This window comes from Confluentibacter sediminis, from assembly GCF_003258355.1.
GTDB classification, from domain to species: domain Bacteria; phylum Bacteroidota; class Bacteroidia; order Flavobacteriales; family Flavobacteriaceae; genus Confluentibacter; species Confluentibacter sediminis.
This window is the reverse complement of record NZ_QKPO01000012.1, coordinates 155262-176512: the sequence shown is the minus strand read 5'-3', so window position 1 is coordinate 176512 and position 21251 is coordinate 155262. Positions and strand designations below refer to the sequence as shown.

Sequence of the window (21251 nt, the reverse complement as noted above, 5' to 3'; positions counted from 1 at the left end):
CTTAATTAAAATTTTATTGAAATGAGATTCCTTTAAAAAAAGCTATTTAATTGAATACTATTTATTATAATGTCAAATTATTAATCTTTAAATTGTATGAAAGATTAATAATTTGACAAAAAAGAAAGGAATCAAAATAAACACCAATTACACCTTAAAGAATTCAATTATTTAAGCCGTAACAGCCATATTCTCGATTTCTAAAACAATGGCTTTTAAGGTATTTTGACATTTGAACAATTCTATAAATACAGCATCTTTTTTGTGTTGAAAAGTAGTCTTCATATTATAAAATAGATTCTTATAATACAAAATCCCTTCATTAAGATTACTAGTAAATGCCAACAAATATTTTTCGTCTTTTTTATTTAAAGACACTTTAAAAGCTTCTGATTTCTCTTTTAAGTAATCTATATAGATATTCAATTCTTTAATAAATAAATTAGGACGATCTGTTCTTGTTATCATATTATCCCTTCCATATATATGGTCAGTGATATTTTTTAAACTCATGATCTTAGAATAATAAGCCATATTAGGCCCAGGGCAAATGGATACGCCTTCTCCTTCAACTTTGGTATCTAAATTGTATGTTAGCATAGCCGATGTGCCTAAACCTACACAAATACAAGATTTTTCAGTTATTTGATTGAATTCAGCCTGATAATCTTCTGAAGATAAATTTTTAGCGTCTAGCTCTTTTATTTTTAAATACTGATACTCTCTAGAGGCAATACAAACACCTTTGTCTTTAAATTCTTTGTTTAATTCCACAAATTTTTTCGGACATGAACTTCCTGGCCTTCCTTTATTAATCAAAACATCTCTTTCTACATCTTTTGTATTGTTTCGCAAATTATTAAAAGCCACCCCTAAAGGAGAAATATTACTTAAATATAAATCTTCTTCTTTGGCGTTCATCAATTTACTCAAGGTTTTATCATCAACCGTTGTGGCCTCTGGAACCAATAAAAAAGGTGATCCCCAACCAATAGAATCTAAGTTATATTCGTTTATTAAAAATTCATGCTCTTCATTGGTGCCAACACCTCCTTGAGCGGATATTTTTATTGATAAATCTTTTGGAAAAACACGGTCCTGATTCAAAAATTCTTGACTTACCAATTCTTGGAGCGTAGCTTTTAGTTCATTTCTTTTTTCCTTGAATTCTGCCAAAACTGGCCCTAAAAGATAGCCATCTGTCGCAAAAGCATGACCACCACAATTAAGTCCAGACTCTATTCTAAATTCTGAAACCCATAATCCTTTTTTAGCCAAAAATTTACCTTGAATTAATGCCGACCTATAATCACTTACTTTTAAAGTAATTTTCTTCTTGAAAACCCCATGTTCATTCGGATAAAAATCTTCAAATTGAGCCATGTAACTATAAAGTCTGGGATTTAAACCTGCAGACAACACCACTGATGAATTTAATTTACTATTAGCAAAACCTCTTAGTGCTGCATGGGCATCATTATATTCTACAGGTAATTTTTCATCTTTTATATAATTGTCTTTATCAACTTTGGTCATGATGTTAACATCAATATTCCCTATTCTTAAATTTTTATTAACCCAATTTTTTATTTCGGTAAAATTATATCCATTTAAGGTGATTCTTTTAAAATCAGCTTTAATCGTTGAGTTTTCTGGAAGCATATTTATATAGGTATAAACAGCATCAATCTTATCAGAACTAACTTGTTTTAGTGTTTCGAATTTCTTTTCAACTAAATCATGCATTAAATTCAAATAGGATGTGATTCTTTTTGCCCTAAAATCATCCATCTTATCTGTAATTTCTTTGTAAGGAACCTCAAAAGTTTCGCTGTACATTTTTCTTAGTTTCTCTAGCAAGATATCGTCTACTAAAGAAATCACAGAATCTATGCCATATTGAGCGACTTTTAAAGGAGTGTCTATGGTGTATCCAATACCCATGACTGGGATATGGAATGAGTGCAATTTGTTCATATGTTTAGGTTATTTTTTAAAACAATTTGTAAAGATATGTTGCTGAACCATTACAGAATATGACATTTATCATAATTCAAAAAAGGGTTGAATCCTTTTAATTTTTTGGCTGTATTATCGGTTAAAATAAAACCGTGATTTTAAAACCTTATTACAATTAAAAAGATTCAATTAAAATGGCTGTTTATTTAACATTTCACAATTTGTATTCATTAAACCCTAAAAATTAATAAATCTTTTAAAAGCACACCTTCCTTAACCATAGCTTTAGTACATTTAGGGTTAAATTCAATTGAAAAGAACTATGTCTGTAGAACCAAAAATCACTCGATTCAAACAAAGCGTCCTGTCTAAATATCAGATTTACAATAGCATATTTATGACACTGCCCTTTGATTCCATAACAAAAACAGGTGTTTTGTTGCCTTTATTTCACGAAACATGCAAAAAAGGTTTTGCCAATGGTGACGACCCCACGACTATAGTTGATACATTCTTTAAAAAATACCAAGCAAGACGCAATAGAGAAAGTCAAATAAATCTACTTTTTAGATTTATTCAATACATTGAAAGACAAGTGGTTTTGTTTGATGCTATTGAAGATGCGGCGTTCCCAATAGTGAATAATATGGAAGGTATTGGTACCTTAAGAAACCTTAAAGAATCTTCTACATCACAAAATAAATTAGAAGAATTGAAGGATTATTTGGAACAATTTAAAGTACGAATTGTACTGACTGCCCATCCTACTCAATTTTACCCAGGATCTGTATTGGGGATTATTACCGATTTAACCGAAGCCATTAAAACCAATAACCTAAACGACATCAATAATTTGTTTGGGCAACTTGGAAAAACACCTTTTTTTAAACACACAAAGCCAACACCGTATGATGAAGCTATTAGCTTGATTTGGTATTTGGAGAATGTGTTTTATAAATCATTTGGTGAAATTTATAATTACATACAACAGAATATTTATAATGATAATGAAGCGCATAATGATATTATAAATATTGGTTTTTGGCCTGGAGGAGACAGAGATGGCAATCCATTTGTTAAACCCTCAACGACTATTAAAGTGGCTGAAAGTTTAAAACAATCCATTTTAAAATGCTACCACAAGGATTTAAGAACCTTAAGTCGAAAACTTACTTTTAGACATGTTGAAGACCGCATTTCTAAATTAGAAAACATTATTTACAACTATAGTATCGACTTAGATTACAAAGATGCAATTAGTGCCGAAGCATTAAAAAATGAGTTAAAGGAGATTAGGGATATTGTTATAAAAGATCATCAATCGCTTTATTTAAACGAGATAAATAATTTACTCAATAGAATTCATTTATTTGGTTACTACTTTGCCACGTTAGATATTAGACAAGACAGCAGAATTCATCACAGTGTATTTACAACCGTTATTGATAATTTAATAAAAATTGGACATCCATCTTTTCCAAAAAATTATCATGATTTATCGGAGAGTGAACAAATCAACATATTGTCTAAAATTGACACAACTAACCTCATCGATATTGATGTTTTTGAAGATGAAATGGTTAGCAACACATTAAAAACCATTAAATCCCTGAAACAAATACAAGAATCCAATGGAGAACAAGGTGCCAATCGTTACATTATAAGTAATAACCAAACCGCTCTTAACATGATGCAGCTATTTGCTATGCTTAAAATGGTAGCCTTTGATGATGCCTTACCCGTAGATGTGGTACCTCTTTTTGAAACAATAACCGACTTAGAAAATGCACCAAAAGTCATGGAGCAATTGTATTCAAATCCTGTGTATATGGCTCATTTAAAAAGTCGCGGCATGAAACAAACCATCATGCTTGGTTTTTCTGACGGCACAAAAGATGGCGGTTATTTAATGGCAAACTGGGGCATTTATACCGCTAAAGAAAAGTTAACTGAAATGTCTAGAAAATATGATATTACAGCTATATTTTTTGATGGGCGTGGTGGCCCTCCAGCTAGGGGTGGTGGAAAAACACACCAATTTTATGCATCGTTAGGACCAACTATTGAAGACAAAGAAGTACAGCTTACTATTCAGGGACAAACCATAAGTTCTAATTTCGGGACACATGATTCATCACAATACAATTTAGAACAATTGATTAGTTCTGGTATTTTTAATCGTATGGCAAAAGACCAACATGCTATGTCTGAAGATGATAGAGTGGTGATGAATGATTTAGCCGAAATGAGTTACGAAGCCTATAAAGATTTTAAAAATCATCCCATGTTTATTCCTTATTTGGAGCGTATGAGTACTTTAAAATATTATGCTAAAACTAATATTGGTAGTAGACCTTCAAAACGAGGCAGTTCAGACAAACTGGTGTTTTCAGATTTAAGAGCCATTCCTTTTGTAGGTTCTTGGAGTCAATTAAAACAAAATGTACCTGGTTTTTATGGTGTGGGAACAGCTTTAAAAGCTTATGAAGACAAAGGGGAATTCCATAAAGTAGAACACCTTTACAATAACTCAAAATTCTTTAAAACATTATTGGAAAACAGTATGATGGCATTAACAAAATCATTTTTTGATTTAACCATGTATATGTCTAAAGACGAAGAATTTGGCGTATTTTGGAAAATTATTTACAATGAATACCTTACAACCAAATCTTTATTGTTAAAGCTTACTGGATATAAAGAACTTATGGAAAATGAGCCTTCTGGTAAGGCATCTATTGAAGTTAGGGAATCTATTGTACTTCCATTATTAACCATTCAACAATACGCATTGAAAAAAATTCAAGAATTAAATAAAGCTGACGTTAAAGACACGGCAATGATCGAGATTTATGAAAAAATCGTGACGCGCTCTTTATTTGGTAATATTAATGCTAGTAGAAATTCCGCGTAAATTAAAATACTATCATATTTAAAATAAAAGCTGTCTAAAAAATTATGTTAGACAGCTTTTTCGTTATAAAACTTTATACAATACTTAGTTATCTTAATGTATCGCCGCCTTTTTCCCCTGTTCGTATGCGGTAAGTTTCTTCTACATGTGACACAAAAATTTTTCCATCACCCACATCGCCAGTCGCTGCAGATTTAAGAATGGCTTGTATAGTTGCTTCTTCAAAATCATCATTTACCACAATGGATAAATATCTGCGTTGAATATCGCTCGTACTATAAGATATACCTCTATATACATGACCTTGCTTTTCATTACCAATACCGGTAACATCCCAATAAGAGAAAAAATTCACCCCAACTTCATGCAAAGCTTCTTTTACCAAACTAAATTTAGATTTTCTAATAATTGCTTCAATTTTCCTCATAATGACTTCATTTAAAAATTCACGTCAAAATTAAATAAAATATTGGCAGTATTTTTAGACTAATCTATTTTATAATTAAAAAGAGAAGCTTTGCCAAACGACAAAGCCTCTCTTTTAATGTTTCTATTTAATAGTATGGATTAATGCTCATTTAATCTAAAATCAGGATACGCATCCATACCATGTTCATGGCCATCCAACCCTTCTAATTCTTCTCTTTCAGAAACACGAATACCCATAGTTATTTTAAGTACATACAGTATAATGAACGAAGACACAATGCACACTACGGCATAACAGGCAACCCCTATCAACTGTATTAAAAAAGTATGTTCAGGGTTTGTAGAAAACAACCCTACAGCTAAAGTTCCCCAGACACCACAAACAAGGTGTACGGCAATAGCTCCAACAGGATCATCTAATTTAATTTTATCGACAAACGCTACGGCAAATACAATAAGAATTCCTGCAATGGCACCTATTAATACCGCACTTGTTGGAGTTACTACATCGGCACTTGCAGTAATACCAACCAAGCCTCCAAGAATACCATTTAAAAACATGGTTAAGTCAAGATTTTTATCTTTAATAGCCGATGCTAACATGGCTACCACACCCCCTGCAGCTGCTGCCAAACAGGTTGTTACTAATACTAAAGATGTTAGAGCCGGATCTGCAGAAAGGACAGAGCCACCATTAAATCCGAACCATCCTAACCATAATATTAACACTCCAGCTGTTGCTAAAGGCAAATTATGTCCAGGAATAGCCTGTGGTTTACCATCTTTAAATTTACCTATTCTAGCTCCGAGCAGCCATACGGCCACTAATGCTGCCCATCCACCAACAGAGTGAACTAATGTAGAGCCCGCAAAATCATAAAAGCCCATGTCTTGTAAAAATCCACCTCCCCATTTCCAAGAACCAGCGATTGGATAAACCAATCCTACATAAAAAACCGTGAATATCATAAAAGGCACAATTTTAACACGTTCTGCCACGGCACCAGAAACAATAGTTGCCGCTGTCGCTGCAAACATGCCTTGAAATAAGAAATCTGTCCAATAAGTATAGCCCTCATTGTAGGTTAAATCTAAAGCACCTTCAGCTGTTAAAGGCGCATTTAAACCAAATCCTGAAAACCCTAAAAAGCCATTAAATTCTCCAGGGTACATTAAATTAAAGCCTACTAGACAATATAAAAGCAGTCCTATAGTAATTATAAAAATATTTTTAAAAAGAATGTTTACTGTGTTTTTTTGTCTTGTTAATCCAATTTCCAAGAACGAAAATCCTAGATGCATAAAAAACACAAGAGCCGTACAGATCATCATCCATACATTATTAGTTGTTAGTAATTCCATAATGGTTATTTAGTTAATTAATATTATTTTAAAGTGTCCCCTCCTTTTTCTCCAGTTCTAATTCTATAGGTCTCATCAACTTGCGATACAAATATTTTACCGTCACCTACTTCGCCAGTACCAGCTGAATTGATAATAGCTTTAACGGTAGCTTCTGCAAAATCATCATTAACAACAATGGATAAATGTCTACGCTGAATATCACTCGTACTGTATTTAATACCTCTATAAACATGTCCTTCTTTTTCATTGCCCAAACCAGTCACATCCCAATAAGAAAAGAAATTAACCCCAACAGCATGTAAAGCCTCCTTTACCTCTCTATACTTGGATTTTCTAATAATTGCTTCGATTTTTTTCATGATACCATATTTAAAATTAGAGGCCAAAAATATAAAAATTAATTTAAAACACTTTTTAATTCAAGGGGTCTATTGTCAAAAAATGATAAAACAACAAAAGGACCCCTAAAAATTTAGGGATCCTTTTATAAAAAACACTTTATTTATTGAATATAATATTAATGCTCGTTTAACCTGAAATCTGGATAAGCTTCCATACCATGCTCATGCATATCAAGACCATCAACTTCTTCTTTTTCAGAAACCCTTAATCCCATGGTTTTCTTAAGGATAAATAATATAATGAATGATGTTACTATAGCCCATGCAGCAATTCCAAAGACTCCAGCAGCTTGAACTCCTAGTTGATGAAATCCACCACCATACAACAAACCTCCATCCGTAGCAAATACCCCTACAAGCAATGTACCAACGGCACCGCAAACTCCATGTACAGAAACAGCACCCACTGGATCATCTATTTTTAATTTTTTATCTACAAACTCAATTGATAAAACAACTAATATCCCACAAATAACACCAATAGCTGTAGCACCAAAATTGTCAACAGCAGCACAGCCAGCAGTTACACCAACTAATCCAGCCAGCACTCCATTCAATGTCATAGACGCATCTGGTTTTCCATATTTAATCCAAGTAAAAAACATAGCCGCAAGAGCACCCGCTGCACCGGCCAAATTGGTGGTAATTATAATGTTAGAAACCGCATTTGCACTATCTCCTGAAATTGCTAACTGAGACCCCCCATTAAACCCGTACCAGCCTATCCAAAGAATGAATACACCCAATGCTCCAAATAATATACTGTGCCCAGGGATGGCATTTGATTTACCATTTGTATATTTTCCAATTCTTGGTCCGACTAAAGCTGCGGCAACTAAAGCAGCCCATCCACCAACAGAGTGCACCACTGAGGAACCCGCGAAATCAATAAACCCCAAATTTGTTAACCACCCATCACCTTGCCATACCCAATGCCCTGATACTGGATAAATAAGCACTGTCATTAGCAAAGAAAACACCAAGTAAGTTGTAAATTTAGTTCTTTCTGCAATAGCCCCAGACACTATGGTTGCTGCCGTTGCACAAAACACTGTTTGGAAAAACAAATTATGCATTTCCCCTGCATCATTAAAAAATAATTTTGGCGTCCCTATAAATGTACTTATATCATCACCGTACATAAGCGAATAACCTATTAACCAAAACCCAACAGATCCAATACAAAAGTCCATTAAGTTTTTCATGATAATGTTTACTGTATTTTTAGATCTTGTAAAGCCCGTTTCTACCAATGTAAACCCTGCCTGCATAAAGAAAACCAATGCGCCTGCAATTAATATCCACATAATATCTAGCACACCATTAATGTCTGCCATTCCTTTTACTACTTCTTCCATGATTAAATATTTTTAATGATTGATTATTATTTTAGGGTGTCTCCACCTTTTTCACCTGTTCTTATTCTGTAACATTCTTGCACATCGGATACAAAAACTTTACCGTCACCCACTTCTCCCGTTCCCGCAGAACTGATAATAGCCTTTACAGTAGCTTCTGCAAAATCATCATTAACAACAATAGACAAATATCTACGTTGAATATCACTAGTACTATATGATATCCCCCTGTAAACATGCCCTTCCTTTTCATTTCCCAAACCGGTTACATCCCAATAAGAGAAAAAATTAACCCCAACAGCGTGAAGCGCTTCTTTCACTACACGATATTTAGATTTCCTAATAATTGCTTCAATTTTCTTCATAATAAAATAAAAAATTTAATATTAATTTAATCCGTTATAATTTCAATTCAATTAATTTTTAGAAGCTAGGTTTGGGAGCCCTAAAATTCATTCTTTTATAGTCCAAAAAAGCCTTATTAAAAATTAATAAGGCTTTTTTTGGATTCTTGTATATAATTAAGAAATTATTCCATTTCTCTTTGTCTTTTTCCTGGATAAGCAATAGTTCCATGTTCAGAAATATCAAGACCCGCAATTTCTTCAGCTTCAGTTACTCTTAATCCACATATTTTTTTCAATATGAATAAGAAAATGAATGATGTACCAATTGCCCATGCAGCATAAGCTAAAACTCCAATAGCTTGAGCTCCTAACTGAGCAGCACCACCACCATTAAAAATACCAATACCAGTATCACCATCTATTCCCCAAAGACCAATTACTAAAGTTCCCCAAGCACCAGCAATACCGTGTACAGATATAGCACCTACAGCATCATCAATTTTTAATGTTTTTTCAACAAATCCAATAGCATATACAACAAGAATACCACCTATTAAACCTGCCAACACAGCCCCACCTTCGCTCATATTACCACAACCAGCAGTAATGCTAACAAGACCAGCTAAAGCTCCATTTAAAGTCATTCCTAAATTTGGTTTGCCGTTTTTAACCCAAGTTAACAATAAAGCACCGCAAGCACCAGCAGCAGCAGCTAAATTAGTTACAAGTACAACTTGGGAGGCAGCTATGGCATCATCACCACCCCAAGCTAATTGAGAACCACCATTAAATCCGAACCAACCTAACCAAAGGATAAACACACCTAAAGTAGCATACATTTGGTTGTGTCCATGCATTTCAATTGGCTTACCATTAAGGTACTTACCAATTCTTGGTCCTACCATCCAAGCAGCAACAAGTGCAGCCCATCCACCAACTGAGTGAACAATTGAAGACCCTGCGAAATCGATAAACTCAGCAGGCATAATACCATCTGTATTGTTTAACCATCCACCATTCCATTCCCAACCACCAGCGATTGGATAAATTAAAGCGGTCATTATTATACTAAATATGGCATAGGTAGTATATTTAGTTCTACCTGCAATAGCACCTGAAACAATAGTTGCAGCGGTTGCAGCAAATACCGTTTGGAAGAATAAATCGGCAGCACCTTGAGAGAAAATAAATCCACCCCAGTGAAAGAATCCGCCACCCATATCAGCGCCATACATCAAAGAATATCCAACGAACCAAAAGGCTAGCGAACCTACTGCTACATCTAGGAAGTTTTTCATGGCGATGTTAACAGCATTTTTAGAATCCGTCATTCCAGATTCAACCAAGAAAAATCCTGCTTGCATAAAGAATACCAAGATACCAGAAATAAGCATCCATAGCATTCCCATATCGCCTTCAATAGCGGCAGTGTCCTGCAGTAAGATAAGGGGAGTGTTTAAAATAGACATAATCATTTAGTTTTAAGGGTTAGTTAAGAGAATAAAGCAATCTGTTTATGTCGGCAATTGCTTTATCCCCTTTGGAAAATTAGTTTTTGAATCTTTCTGTTTCTTAGAATTAGAAAGAGTATATAGCAGCTAATACAAATGAGCCTAAACTTTTTGTAGGAGCTAAATCGTTATCAATAAATGCATCATCAGAAGCTGAATCTAATCTAATCTCTGGTTTTATAGTTAAGTTATCAATAGCAAAACTCCCTGTTAAAGTAGCAGCAATTACAGATCCATCCCCATTGGCATCATATCCTCCAATTGCTCCTGCCCCAAAATCTGTTTCAGAGAAATATTCCGCTCTTAAACCAAGCGTAAATGTATCAGACAATCCTACTTGTGGATATAAAGCAACCCCATAAAATGAAGGATCACTAGGAGCATCGTACACTAAATAAGCCGCATTAATTCCTAAGAAAAAAGAATCAGACACATCAAATCCACCTGTAAAATCAAATTCAGTGAAAGTAGGGTCTACTAATACATTTAAAAATTGACCAGAATATCCTAATTGTGCACCGAATGCATAATCACCAGTTGCATTATACTCAGTGAAATCTGTATTGTTCATTACTCCTAACATTAAACTAAAATCTTCAGATAAAGTAAAATCTGCCTTTAAGCCTGTATGACTAAATGGTCCGTAAGAAAACAAATAGGATGTACTGTAGTTAAAGTTAGCCACAGGAGAAATAACTTCATATCCTAAAAAGGTATTAAAGTTACCCAAAGTCAATTTAACACTTTCACTCACATTCCAATAGGCATATAATTGGTTTATAATATTCCCTGTACCTGCGAAAGAAACACCTCCATCCGCATTAACATATGGTGTACCATACATTGGAGAATTAAAAATAGCATCCGTACCTCTTGGCCCAAATACCAAATCTGCAACAAAACCTACTTTTTCGCCCTCGTAAGAAGCAACCACATTTGCCATACCTAAAGCAAAACCAGGCAAATTAGCAAATGATGATCCAGGCGCAATAGCGTTTTCATCATTAGGAGCTGTAAAATTAGCTCTATAGTAAGCATCTACACTCCCACTAAGAGTAAATTTCGGTGCTTCTGGTTCTTCTTGAGCAAATAAAGCCGTTGCAACAAAAAGCATTGAAAGAGTAATAATTTTTTTCATAATGTTTGAATTTTGGTTATTAAATGTTTAAAGTTTGAGTTAATATTTTATTCTAGCACTGACGTAAAACTATACAAAAAAGTTTTAACCCCTTAAAAAAAAGGGGGTAACATGATTACTTTTATCAATATTAGAATTTTTACCCTATTTTTTTATAGGTATGTTGGTAAATTTTATTTTTTCTGCATTTTTCACAACTTCATTATTTTAATTATTAATAAGGTTTTAAGATGTTTAATTGCATTATTTCTATTAAAAGGCTGTTTTGTTGATATTAATTCATAAATCCTTAAATTATATTAATTATTAGCAATTGAATATTTATTAAAATATCTCTTAATAATTGATATAATACTATTTTTATAATGAGTTAGCTTCTAAAATCGAAATAATGAAATATGCATTGTTATTATTTAAAATCTAGTGCATATCTTCGCTAATCGAGTCACTTTTTAAATCAAAATATTTGTTGATTATGCTGAAGAAACAAGGAATGTATTTACCTGAATTTGAACACGATAATTGTGGAGCAGGTTTTATTTGTAGTCTTAAAGGAATTAAATCTAATGATATTATACACAAAGCATTAGAAATTCTTGAAAAACTAGAACACAGGGGCGCGGTAAGTGCTGATGGCAGAACTGGAGATGGCGCTGGTATTTTAATTGATATTCCCCACGATTTTTTTGTTGCTAATTGTAAATTTAAACTTCCAGAAGCGGGCAGCTACGCCGTTAGTAATGTGTTTTTACCTAAAAAGATAAATCAACAAGTATATTCAATTGGTATTCTTGAAAAACATATCAAAGAACAAAGCCTAAAAGTAATTGGCTGGAGAGATGTGCCTCTTGATGAATCTGTATTAGGTGAAATTGCTGCAAAAACGCAACCGGCCGTTAAACAGATATTTGTTGGAAAGGAAAATGATGCTCAAGATGAATTTCAGTTCAACTTAAAAATATTTATTGCTAGAAAAAAAGCCGAACACGAAATTTACAGTTCTAAGCTTTCGGAAAGTTCTTATTTTTATCTCCCTAGTTTATCAACCAAGATTATTATATATAAAGGCCTCTTAGTTCCTGAGGATATTAAGCTTTTCTATAAAGATTTAAACGATCCATCTTTTGTAACTAGATTGGCTTTAGTTCATCAACGTTTTTCAACCAACACATTCCCAACTTGGGATTTGGCGCAGCCCTTTAGATATATGTGCCATAATGGAGAAATAAATACCTTAAGAGGGAACATTGCCCGAATGTTTTCGCGTCAGGAACTCATGGAAAGCAAATGGTTTGGTAGTGAAATAAAAAATATTTTACCTATTGTACTCCCAGGAAAATCAGATTCAGCTTCTATGGATATGGTGGTGGAATTATTAATAATGACTGGTCGTTCTTTACCAGAAGTTATGATGATGCTTGTTCCAGAAGCTTGGGAGAAAAACCCTGACATGTCTGAGCCTAAAAAGGCATTTTATGAGTTTAACTCTTGCCTAATGGAACCTTGGGATGGCCCCGCATCTATACCATTTACTGATGGAACTTTTATTGGAGCAGTTTTAGACAGAAATGGTCTTCGCCCTTCTAGATATACTGTAACCAAAGACGGTTATGTAATCATGTCTTCAGAAACTGGAGTGATTGAAGTAGAACCAAAAAACATACAACATCATGGTAGATTAGAACCAGGAAAAATGTTTTTGGTAAACATGAACGAAGGCCGTATTGTTAATGACGAAGAGATAAAAGAAAATATTGCTTCAAAGCATCCTTATAAAGAATGGTTGGACAACAATTTAGTGCATCTTAGAAACATTCCTTATAATGATTGCCCTGTATTCTTCAACGAAGAAAACTTAACAAAAAGACAGGTTATTTTCGGATATACAGAAGAAGATATCAATACGATTATTTTACCAATGGCAAAAAGTGCTTACGAGCCTATTGGGTCTATGGGTACAGATACACCTATTGCTGTTCTTTCTGAAAAACCTCAATTAATTTATAACTATTTTAAACAATTATTTGCTCAAGTTACCAATCCGCCTTTAGATGGAATTCGTGAAGAGTTGATAACTGATATTAGTTTAACATTGGGTAGTGACACTAACATTTTTGATGTTAATGAAAAACATGCCAGAAAATTAAAGATTAAAAACCCTGTAATCTCTAAACAAGATTTAGACAAAATAAAAAGCTTTACTAAAAACGGTTTTAAAGCTACCTCTATCTCCATTTTATACGATGTAAAAAGAGGTCATAATGGTTTAGAAGAAGCTTTAGAAAAGGTTTTAGATGCTGTTTCAAAAGCTATTGATGAAGGATCAAACATTGTAATTTTATCTGATAGAGATGTTAACAAAAACCAAGCACCAATACCAGCACTATTAGCCTGTTCATTTGTAAACAGTGCTTTAAGAGGCCTCGGTAAACGTTCTAAAGTAAGTATTATTGTTGAATCTGCTGAGCCTCGTGAAGTTCATCACTTTGCTTTATTATTCGGCTACGGTGCAAGTGCTATTAACCCATATATGGTTAATGAAATCATTGAAGATAAAATCAATGAATTTGATGCCACAATAGATGCTGAAAAAGCTGTTGAAAACTACAATAAGGCTGTCGGGAAAGGTATCTTAAAGGTTATGAATAAAATAGGAATCTCAACCCTTAATTCATACAGAGGTTCCCAATTATTCGAATGCATTGGTATCAATACGAACGTAGTAAACAAATATTTCCCAAATACAGCAACCAGAATTCAAGGGATTGGTTTGCATGAAATTGAAAAAGAGATTAACAAACGCTATTCAAACGCCTTTAAAGAAAGAGAGATTGCTGCTGATTTAGATTTAGAAGTTGGTGGGCAATACAGATGGAGACGTAATGGCGAGGCACATATGTTTAATCCATTAACCATCGCTAAACTTCAAGAATCTGTAAGAGACAATAAACCGACGTCTTTTAAAGAATATTCTGATTTGGTAAACAATCAAGCTAAACAGTTAATGACTATTAGAGGCCTGTTTGAATTTACAAATTATGACCCTATTTCTATTGATGAAGTTGAACCTTGGACCAACATCGTAAAGCGATTCAAAACAGGTGCTATGTCTTATGGCTCTATCAGTAAAGAAGCCCACGAGAATTTGGCAATTGCCATGAATAGAATTGGTGGTAAAAGTAATTCCGGCGAAGGTGGAGAAGATGAAGAGCGTTTTTACAAAGATGCCAATGGCGATTGGAAAAACAGTGCTATCAAACAAGTAGCATCTGGTAGATTTGGAGTGACCTCAAATTACCTGACCAACGCTTCTGAAATACAAATTAAAATGGCTCAAGGAGCTAAACCTGGGGAAGGTGGACAATTACCGGGTCCAAAAGTAAATCCAAGTATTGCTAAAACCAGAAATTCAACACCTTATGTTGGGTTGATTTCGCCACCACCTCATCATGACATCTATTCTATTGAAGATTTATCACAATTAATATACGATTTAAAATCAGCTAACAGAGAAGCTAGAATTAACGTAAAATTAGTATCAGAAGTTGGTGTTGGTACTGTTGCTGCTGGTGTTGCTAAAGCAAAAGCCGATGTCGTATTAATTTCTGGACACGATGGTGGTACTGGAGCGTCTCCTTTAACCTCTTTAAAACATGCGGGATTACCTTGGGAATTAGGTCTAGCCGAAGCTCAACAAACTTTGGTAATGAACAACTTAAGAAACCGTATTGTTGTTGAATGCGATGGTCAATTAAAAACAGGTAGAGATGTAGCCATTGCATGTTTACTAGGTGCCGAGGAATTCGGTTTTGCTACCGCACCTTTAGTAGCTTCTGGCTGTATTATGATGCGTGTCTGCCATTTAAATACCTGCCCGGTTGGTATTGCAACTCAAAACCCAGAATTACGTAAAAAATTCAAAGGGCAACCAGAGCATGTCGTTAACTTCATGTACTTTGTGGCTCAAGAACTAAGAGAAATTATGGCTCAACTCGGCTTTAAAACCGTTGATGACATGGTAGGACAAGTTCATAAATTAAATAGAAATAAAACGATACAGCACTACAAAGCGTTAGGAATTGATTTATCCCCTATTTTATATCAAGTGCCCGTCTCAAAAGACACGGTACTTTACCAAACAGACCAACAAGATCATCAGTTAGAAAAAGCTTTGGATTTTAAAATTATAGACCAAGCACATCCTGCTATTTTCAGAAAAGAAAAAATAGTTATAGATTCTAAAATAACCAATTTAGATCGTGCTTTTGGTGCTATTTTAAGTAACGAAATATCAAAAATTTACGGAGCACAAGGCCTACCTGAAAACACCTTAAAAGTTAATTTCACAGGTTCTGCTGGTCAAAGTTTTGGAGCTTTCGCTACCAATGGATTAACTTTAGTAGTGAGTGGAAATACAAATGATTATCTTGGTAAAGGGTTATCTGGTGCCAAATTAATTGTTAAAGTACCTGAAGAAGCAACTATTGTTCCAGAAGAGAATGTTATTATTGGCAATGTTGCTTTATACGGAGCTACGTCTGGTGAAATTTACATAAATGGTAAAGCTGGCGAACGTTTTTGCGTAAGAAACTCCGGCGCAAAAGCCGTTGTTGAAGGTATTGGAGATCATGGATGTGAATACATGACAGGTGGTATGGCTGTTATACTTGGAGAAGTAGGTAGAAACTTTGGAGCTGGTATGAGTGGTGGTATTGCTTTTATATACGACTCAAAAAACACATTCAAAAAGAATTGTAACGCTGATGGTTTAAATTTAGACCCCGTTACCGAACCTGCGGACATTGTAGCATTAAAGGAATTAATTGAAAATCATTATAATTATACTTTAAGTCCTTTAGCGCAACGTATTCTTGAAAACTGGGAAACTGAATTACCTAAATTTATAAAAGTCCTTCCAGAAGAATACAGACAGGCTTTAATAAGATTAGAAAAAGAAAACCTTATAACACTTTAATAAAGATATGGGAAAGATCACGGGATTTTTGGAATATGAAAGAGAGGTTGAACAGTATGATGCTGTAGAAAACAGACTTAAAAATTATAAGGAATTTACCATTCCTATGGATGAGAAGTCCTTGAAAAATCAAGGAGCTCGTTGTATGGATTGCGGTATTCCATTTTGCCATAGTGGTTGTCCATTAGGGAATTTGATTCCAGATTTTAATGACAACGTGTATAAGGGTAAATGGAAAGAGGCTGCTAAAATATTGCATTCAACTAATAATTTTCCAGAGTTTACAGGAAGATTATGCCCTGCACCATGTGAAGAAGCATGTGTGTTAGGTATCAATGAAGACCCTGTAACAATTGAAAATATAGAAAAAAACATTGTTGAAACCGCTTTCAAAGAAGGTTGGATTACTGCAAATCCACCGCAAACCAGAACAGGAAAATCTGTAGCGGTTATTGGTTCTGGTCCTTCTGGTTTAGCTGCCGCTCAACAATTAAACAGGGCAGGGCATTTAGTAACTGTTTTTGAACGCGACGCCAAAGTTGGTGGTTTATTACGCTATGGCATTCCAGATTTCAAAATGGAAAAACATGTTATTGATAGAAGAATTGCGGTTTTAGAAGAAGAAGGGATTACTTTTAAAACAAATACTCATGTTGGTGTAGATATAGATGCAAAAACATTAAAAGAAGAATTTGATGCTATTGTACTTTGTGGTGGCGCTACGGTAAGAAGAGGGATGCCAATTAAAGGTTCCGATCTAAAAGGTGTGCACCAAGCTATGGACTTCTTGAAACAAAACAATAAACGTGTTGATGGTATTACCGAGTTTGATGAAGTTTTAACAGCCAAAGATAAAAACGTTATTGTTATTGGGGGTGGAGATACAGGTTCAGATTGTATTGGTACCTCTAATAGACATGGTGCTAAATCGGTAGTTAATTTTGAAATTCTTTCTAAACCAACTACAGGAAGACCTGCTAATCAACCTTGGCCTTATTGGCCTATGCGTTTACGTACTAGTTCTTCGCATAAAGAAGGTGTAGAACGTTTCTTTAGTATTTCTACCAAAGAATTTTTAGGCGATAAAAATGGTCATTTAAAAGGTTTGGTTACGACTGAAGTGGAATGGATTTTTAAACCTGGCGAAAGACCTGAATTAAAAGAAATTCCTGGAACTGAGAAAACTTGGGATTGCGAATTAGCTTTATTAGCTTTAGGTTTTACTGGTGCTGAAAAAACCATAGCGGAACAACTTGGTCTAGAAATGGATTTTAGAACCAACATTCAAGCGTCAACTAAAGACTATGCAACCAATGTGCCTGGTGTTTTTGCTGCTGGTGATATGCGACGCGGACAATCATTAATTGTTTGGGCTATTTCTGAAGGAAGACAAGCAGCACATCATATAGACACCTATTTAATGGGATATTCTAATTTGCCTTTAAAAGACAACAACGATTTACCTAGAGTTTAATTTGTTTAAGGACTTTTAGATAATATTTAACATTTTAAAAAATGTTAAATATTATCTTTGGTCAATATTGAAAACATAGATGTACAAAAAAACAATTGCAATATCTTTTATGGTAATATTCATGGCACTTATTACTGCGCCATCAATCATTGCTGTTTTAGATAATTCTATTGATACATCTGTTTTTTATTCTTTAAATGAAGAAGAAGAACACAGCAAATCAAAAATAGTGCCCCCTTTTTCTTTACAATTGAATGATTATATTACTTATATCGATTTAAAAAACCATCAGGCTTTTAGTTATCAGTTCAAAAACTACCCAAAGCCTCATCTCAATTTAATTTCTCCCCCTCCCGACCAAAACATATTATAATTTCGGTTTAACAGGCTTTATAAAAGTCTATTAATTAAGTTTAACAACTCTTGGTTATACAACCATGAGTAAATTAATATTATAATATGTTTAAAACTATTAAAAACGACCTACCTGCGAGTATAGTCGTGTTTTTTGTCGCTTTACCATTATGTTTAGGTATAGCATTGGCTAGTGGTGCTCCTTTGTTTTCAGGTGTTATTGCTGGTATAATTGGAGGTATTGTTGTTGGAGGTCTTAGTGGATCCAAAGTTGGAGTCAGTGGTCCTGCTGCAGGATTGGCTGCTATTGTATTGACCGCTATTGGTACGTTGGGAGGTTATCAAAACTTTCTTGTTGCTGTGGTTTTAGGAGGTATAATACAATTACTCTTTGGTGTTTTAAAAGCCGGAATTATAGGGTATTATTTTCCTTCATCAGTTATTAAAGGCATGCTTACTGGCATAGGAATTATTATTATTTTAAAACAAATCCCTCATTTTTTTGGATATGATGCCGAACCAGAGGGGGCTGACAGTTTTAATGAACTATCAGGAGAAAATACATTTTCAGCTATCCTCCACGCTATGGACAATATCACCTTAGGCTCTATGATTATTGGATTTATTGGGCTAGGAATTATTATTTTATGGGATAAAGTTCTTTCAAAAAAGGGAAAAATATTTCAAATTATTCAAGGGCCATTTGTTGCTGTAGCTATTGGTATCATTTATTTTATGATTACTAGTGATAATGAAAACTTAGCCATTTTACCAAAGCATTTGGTAAGTGTTCCTATTCCAGAGGATACGGCTTCATTTTTAGGTCAGTTTAGTTTTCCTAATTTTTCGGCTATTACAAATCCATCTGTCTGGGTTACGGCTTTTACAATTGCTTTAGTGGCAAGCCTAGAAACACTTTTATGTGTGGAGGCTACTGACAAAATAGATCCTGATAAAAATGTAACGCCTACCAACAGAGAGCTTTTAGCACAAGGAACAGGAAACATTGTTTCTGGTTTAATTGGAGGTTTGCCTATTACACAGGTTATTGTTAGAAGTTCAGCGAATATTCAATCGGGGGGGAAAACTAAGCTATCCGCTATTTTGCATGGTTTTTTACTTTTAATATCCGTTATTTTAATTCCGCGCCTTCTTAATATGATTCCTTTATCTGTTCTGGCTGCCATTCTATTAATTGTGGGCTTTAAATTAGCTAAACCAGCATTATTCAAAAAAATGTATGATTTAGGATGGAAACAATCCATTCCGTTTTTTGTAACCGTCATAGGCATTGTCTTTACTGACTTATTAGTGGGTATTAGTTTAGGACTTTTGGTGGGCATTGTCGTTATTTTAATAAAAAGCTACCAAAACTCATATTTTCTACACAAAGAAGGTGAAGATATAGATGATGGAAAAATAAAGATGACATTGGCAGAAGAAGTCACCTTCTTTAACAAAGGAGCCATTTTAAAAGAATTGGATAAACTCCCTAACAATTCGTTTTTAGAACTTGATGTTAGAAAAACCAGGTATTTAGATAATGATATTATTGAAATTCTTGATGATTTTGCATTTAAAGCAAAAGACCGAAACATTACTATAAAATTAGTTTCAGAACGTGGAACTGTAGAAAATCCCCCTAGCTATATTGAGTTTTTTAGACTAAGACCCAAATTAGAAGAATTAAAATATAAAGCATAAAAAAGGCATGAAAGCACATACAAGAGAAACACAAGCCACAATGACGCCTCAAAAGGCATTACAATATTTAAAAGAAGGAAATCAAAGATTTCAAAATAATTTAAAGGCTAATCGTAATTTATTAGAACAAGTTAACGATACTAGCGATGGACAGTTCCCCTTCGCAACAATTTTAAGCTGTATTGATTCCAGAGTATCGGCAGAATTGGTTTTCGACCAAGGCTTAGGTGATATTTTTAGTGCTCGTATAGCAGGAAACTTTGTAAACGAAGACATTTTAGGGAGTATGGAATTTGCAAGTAAGCTAGCTGGTACCAAACTTATTGTTGTTTTAGGACACACGAGCTGCGGTGCCATAAAAGGAGCCTGCGATGATGTTAAGCTAGGTAATTTAACAGCCATGCTTAGTAAAATAAAACCCGCTGTTAATGCCGTAATGGAACCATTGGATGTGAGCTTAAGAAATTCTAAAAATTTAGAGTTTGTTGACAACGTATCACACATGAATGTGAAATTAACTATTGATAGAATTCATGCCGAAAGTCCCATACTTTCTGAGATGGAGAAAAATGGTGAAATCATGATAATTGGTGGCATGTATGATATCAATACTGGTGAAGTAACATTTTTTGAATAAAGTGAAAGTACATTGAAGCATATTATGAAAAAGAAAATAGGTATGGTAGCGTTAATAGTATGTTTAACGCTACCTAACTTTTTAAATGCTCAAGACAGTAATTTTGGAAACTGGCTTATATATATTGGAAATAAAAAATTAAATCCGAAATGGAATATCCATAACGAAGTTCAATACCGTAATTACAATGCTATTGGAGATTTAGAACAACTGCTTTTAAGAACAGGTTTAGGATATACTTTTAATGAAGGTAAAAATAATGCGTTGCTAGGATATGGTTATGTTTTATCTAAAAATTACATAACTGACAATGATAAAATTAGTATTAATGAACACAGAATCTTTCAGCAATTTATTTCAAACCAACGTATTGGCTCTATTAAATTAAGCCACAGATACCGTTTTGAACAACGTTTTGTCGAAGATGATTTTAAAATGCGTTTTCGTTATTTTCTAAGCTTAAATATTCCGTTGAAAAATTCGAGTCCTTTTTATTTTTCCGCATACAATGAAATCTTTTTAAATACAAAAAGTTCTGTTTTTGATAGAAATAGATTATATGGTGGTATTGGTTTTAATTTAAACAGTAATGTAAGATTGGAAACAGGATATATGAATCAGTTTTTTGAAAATACCAGTAGAGATCAACTAAACCTCATGGCATTTGTAACTCTCTAATAATAAA

15 protein-coding genes are annotated in these 21251 nt (G+C 34.0%); 7 read left to right on the top strand and 8 right to left on the bottom strand.

The features are described from left to right. Positions 1-171 precede the first annotated feature (171 nt). Positions 172-1977, bottom strand: a complete 1806-nt coding sequence (locus DKT72_RS11990; protein WP_111308980.1) for a hypothetical protein — start codon at positions 1975-1977, stop codon at positions 172-174. 304 nt (positions 1978-2281) lie between these two features. On the opposite strand from DKT72_RS11990, the gene DKT72_RS11985 reads away from it, so the two are divergent. Further along, positions 2282-4873 carry a phosphoenolpyruvate carboxylase gene (locus DKT72_RS11985; protein ID WP_111308979.1) on the top strand — a complete coding sequence of 864 codons (2592 nt, stop codon included), beginning with the start codon at positions 2282-2284 and terminating at the stop codon, positions 4871-4873. Between the two features lie 88 nt (positions 4874-4961). On the opposite strand, the gene DKT72_RS11980 is transcribed toward DKT72_RS11985, so the two are convergent. The 7 genes from DKT72_RS11980 to DKT72_RS11950 form a co-directional block, all read right to left on the bottom strand. Further along, a complete protein-coding gene (locus tag DKT72_RS11980; protein ID WP_111308978.1) occupies positions 4962-5300 on the bottom strand; it encodes a P-II family nitrogen regulator in 339 nt (112 codons plus the stop codon). Between the two features lie 140 nt (positions 5301-5440). Next, positions 5441-6664: an ammonium transporter gene (locus DKT72_RS11975; RefSeq protein ID WP_111308977.1), complete on the bottom strand. Its 1224-nt coding sequence runs from the start codon at positions 6662-6664 to the stop codon at positions 5441-5443. Between the two features lie 23 nt (positions 6665-6687). Next, positions 6688-7026 (bottom strand): P-II family nitrogen regulator, encoded by a 339-nt coding sequence (locus DKT72_RS11970; RefSeq protein WP_111308976.1) that lies wholly within the window; start codon positions 7024-7026, stop codon positions 6688-6690. Between the two features lie 158 nt (positions 7027-7184). Further along, entirely contained in the window at positions 7185-8426 is a 1242-nt protein-coding gene (locus DKT72_RS11965) for an ammonium transporter (protein WP_111308975.1), read from the bottom strand. Between the two features lie 26 nt (positions 8427-8452). Next, positions 8453-8791 carry a P-II family nitrogen regulator gene (locus tag DKT72_RS11960; protein ID WP_111308974.1) on the bottom strand — a complete coding sequence of 113 codons (339 nt, stop codon included), beginning with the start codon at positions 8789-8791 and terminating at the stop codon, positions 8453-8455. A 164-nt stretch (positions 8792-8955) separates the two neighbouring features. Next, complete coding sequence (locus DKT72_RS11955) at positions 8956-10242, bottom strand: ammonium transporter (protein ID WP_111309005.1); 1287 nt, start codon at positions 10240-10242, stop codon at positions 8956-8958. Between the two features lie 109 nt (positions 10243-10351). Further along, the gene (locus DKT72_RS11950; protein ID WP_111308973.1) at positions 10352-11422 is read right to left on the bottom strand and encodes an outer membrane beta-barrel protein; all 1071 of its coding nucleotides are present in this window, start codon (positions 11420-11422) and stop codon (positions 10352-10354) included. Positions 11423-11897: 475 nt separating this feature from the next. On the opposite strand from DKT72_RS11950, the gene gltB reads away from it, so the two are divergent. The 6 genes from gltB (at position 11898) to DKT72_RS11920 (ending at position 21244) form a co-directional block, all read left to right on the top strand. Continuing rightward, complete coding sequence (gene gltB, locus DKT72_RS11945; RefSeq protein WP_220628120.1) at positions 11898-16397, top strand: glutamate synthase large subunit; 4500 nt, start codon at positions 11898-11900, stop codon at positions 16395-16397. Positions 16398-16404: 7 nt separating this feature from the next. Then, the gene (locus DKT72_RS11940; protein ID WP_111308972.1) at positions 16405-17871 is read left to right on the top strand and encodes a glutamate synthase subunit beta; all 1467 of its coding nucleotides are present in this window, start codon (positions 16405-16407) and stop codon (positions 17869-17871) included. 79 nt (positions 17872-17950) lie between these two features. Further along, on the top strand, positions 17951-18244 hold the full coding sequence (locus tag DKT72_RS11935) for a hypothetical protein (RefSeq protein WP_235841697.1): 294 nt from the start codon (positions 17951-17953) through the stop codon (positions 18242-18244). A gap of 86 nt (positions 18245-18330) precedes the next feature. Beyond that, a complete protein-coding gene (locus tag DKT72_RS11930; RefSeq protein ID WP_111308971.1) occupies positions 18331-19929 on the top strand; it encodes a SulP family inorganic anion transporter in 1599 nt (532 codons plus the stop codon). A 7-nt stretch (positions 19930-19936) separates the two neighbouring features. Beyond that, positions 19937-20566: a carbonic anhydrase family protein gene (locus DKT72_RS11925; protein ID WP_111308970.1), complete on the top strand. Its 630-nt coding sequence runs from the start codon at positions 19937-19939 to the stop codon at positions 20564-20566. A gap of 24 nt (positions 20567-20590) precedes the next feature. Further along, the gene (locus DKT72_RS11920) at positions 20591-21244 is read left to right on the top strand and encodes a DUF2490 domain-containing protein (protein WP_111308969.1); all 654 of its coding nucleotides are present in this window, start codon (positions 20591-20593) and stop codon (positions 21242-21244) included. Positions 21245-21251: the final 7 nt, after the last annotated feature.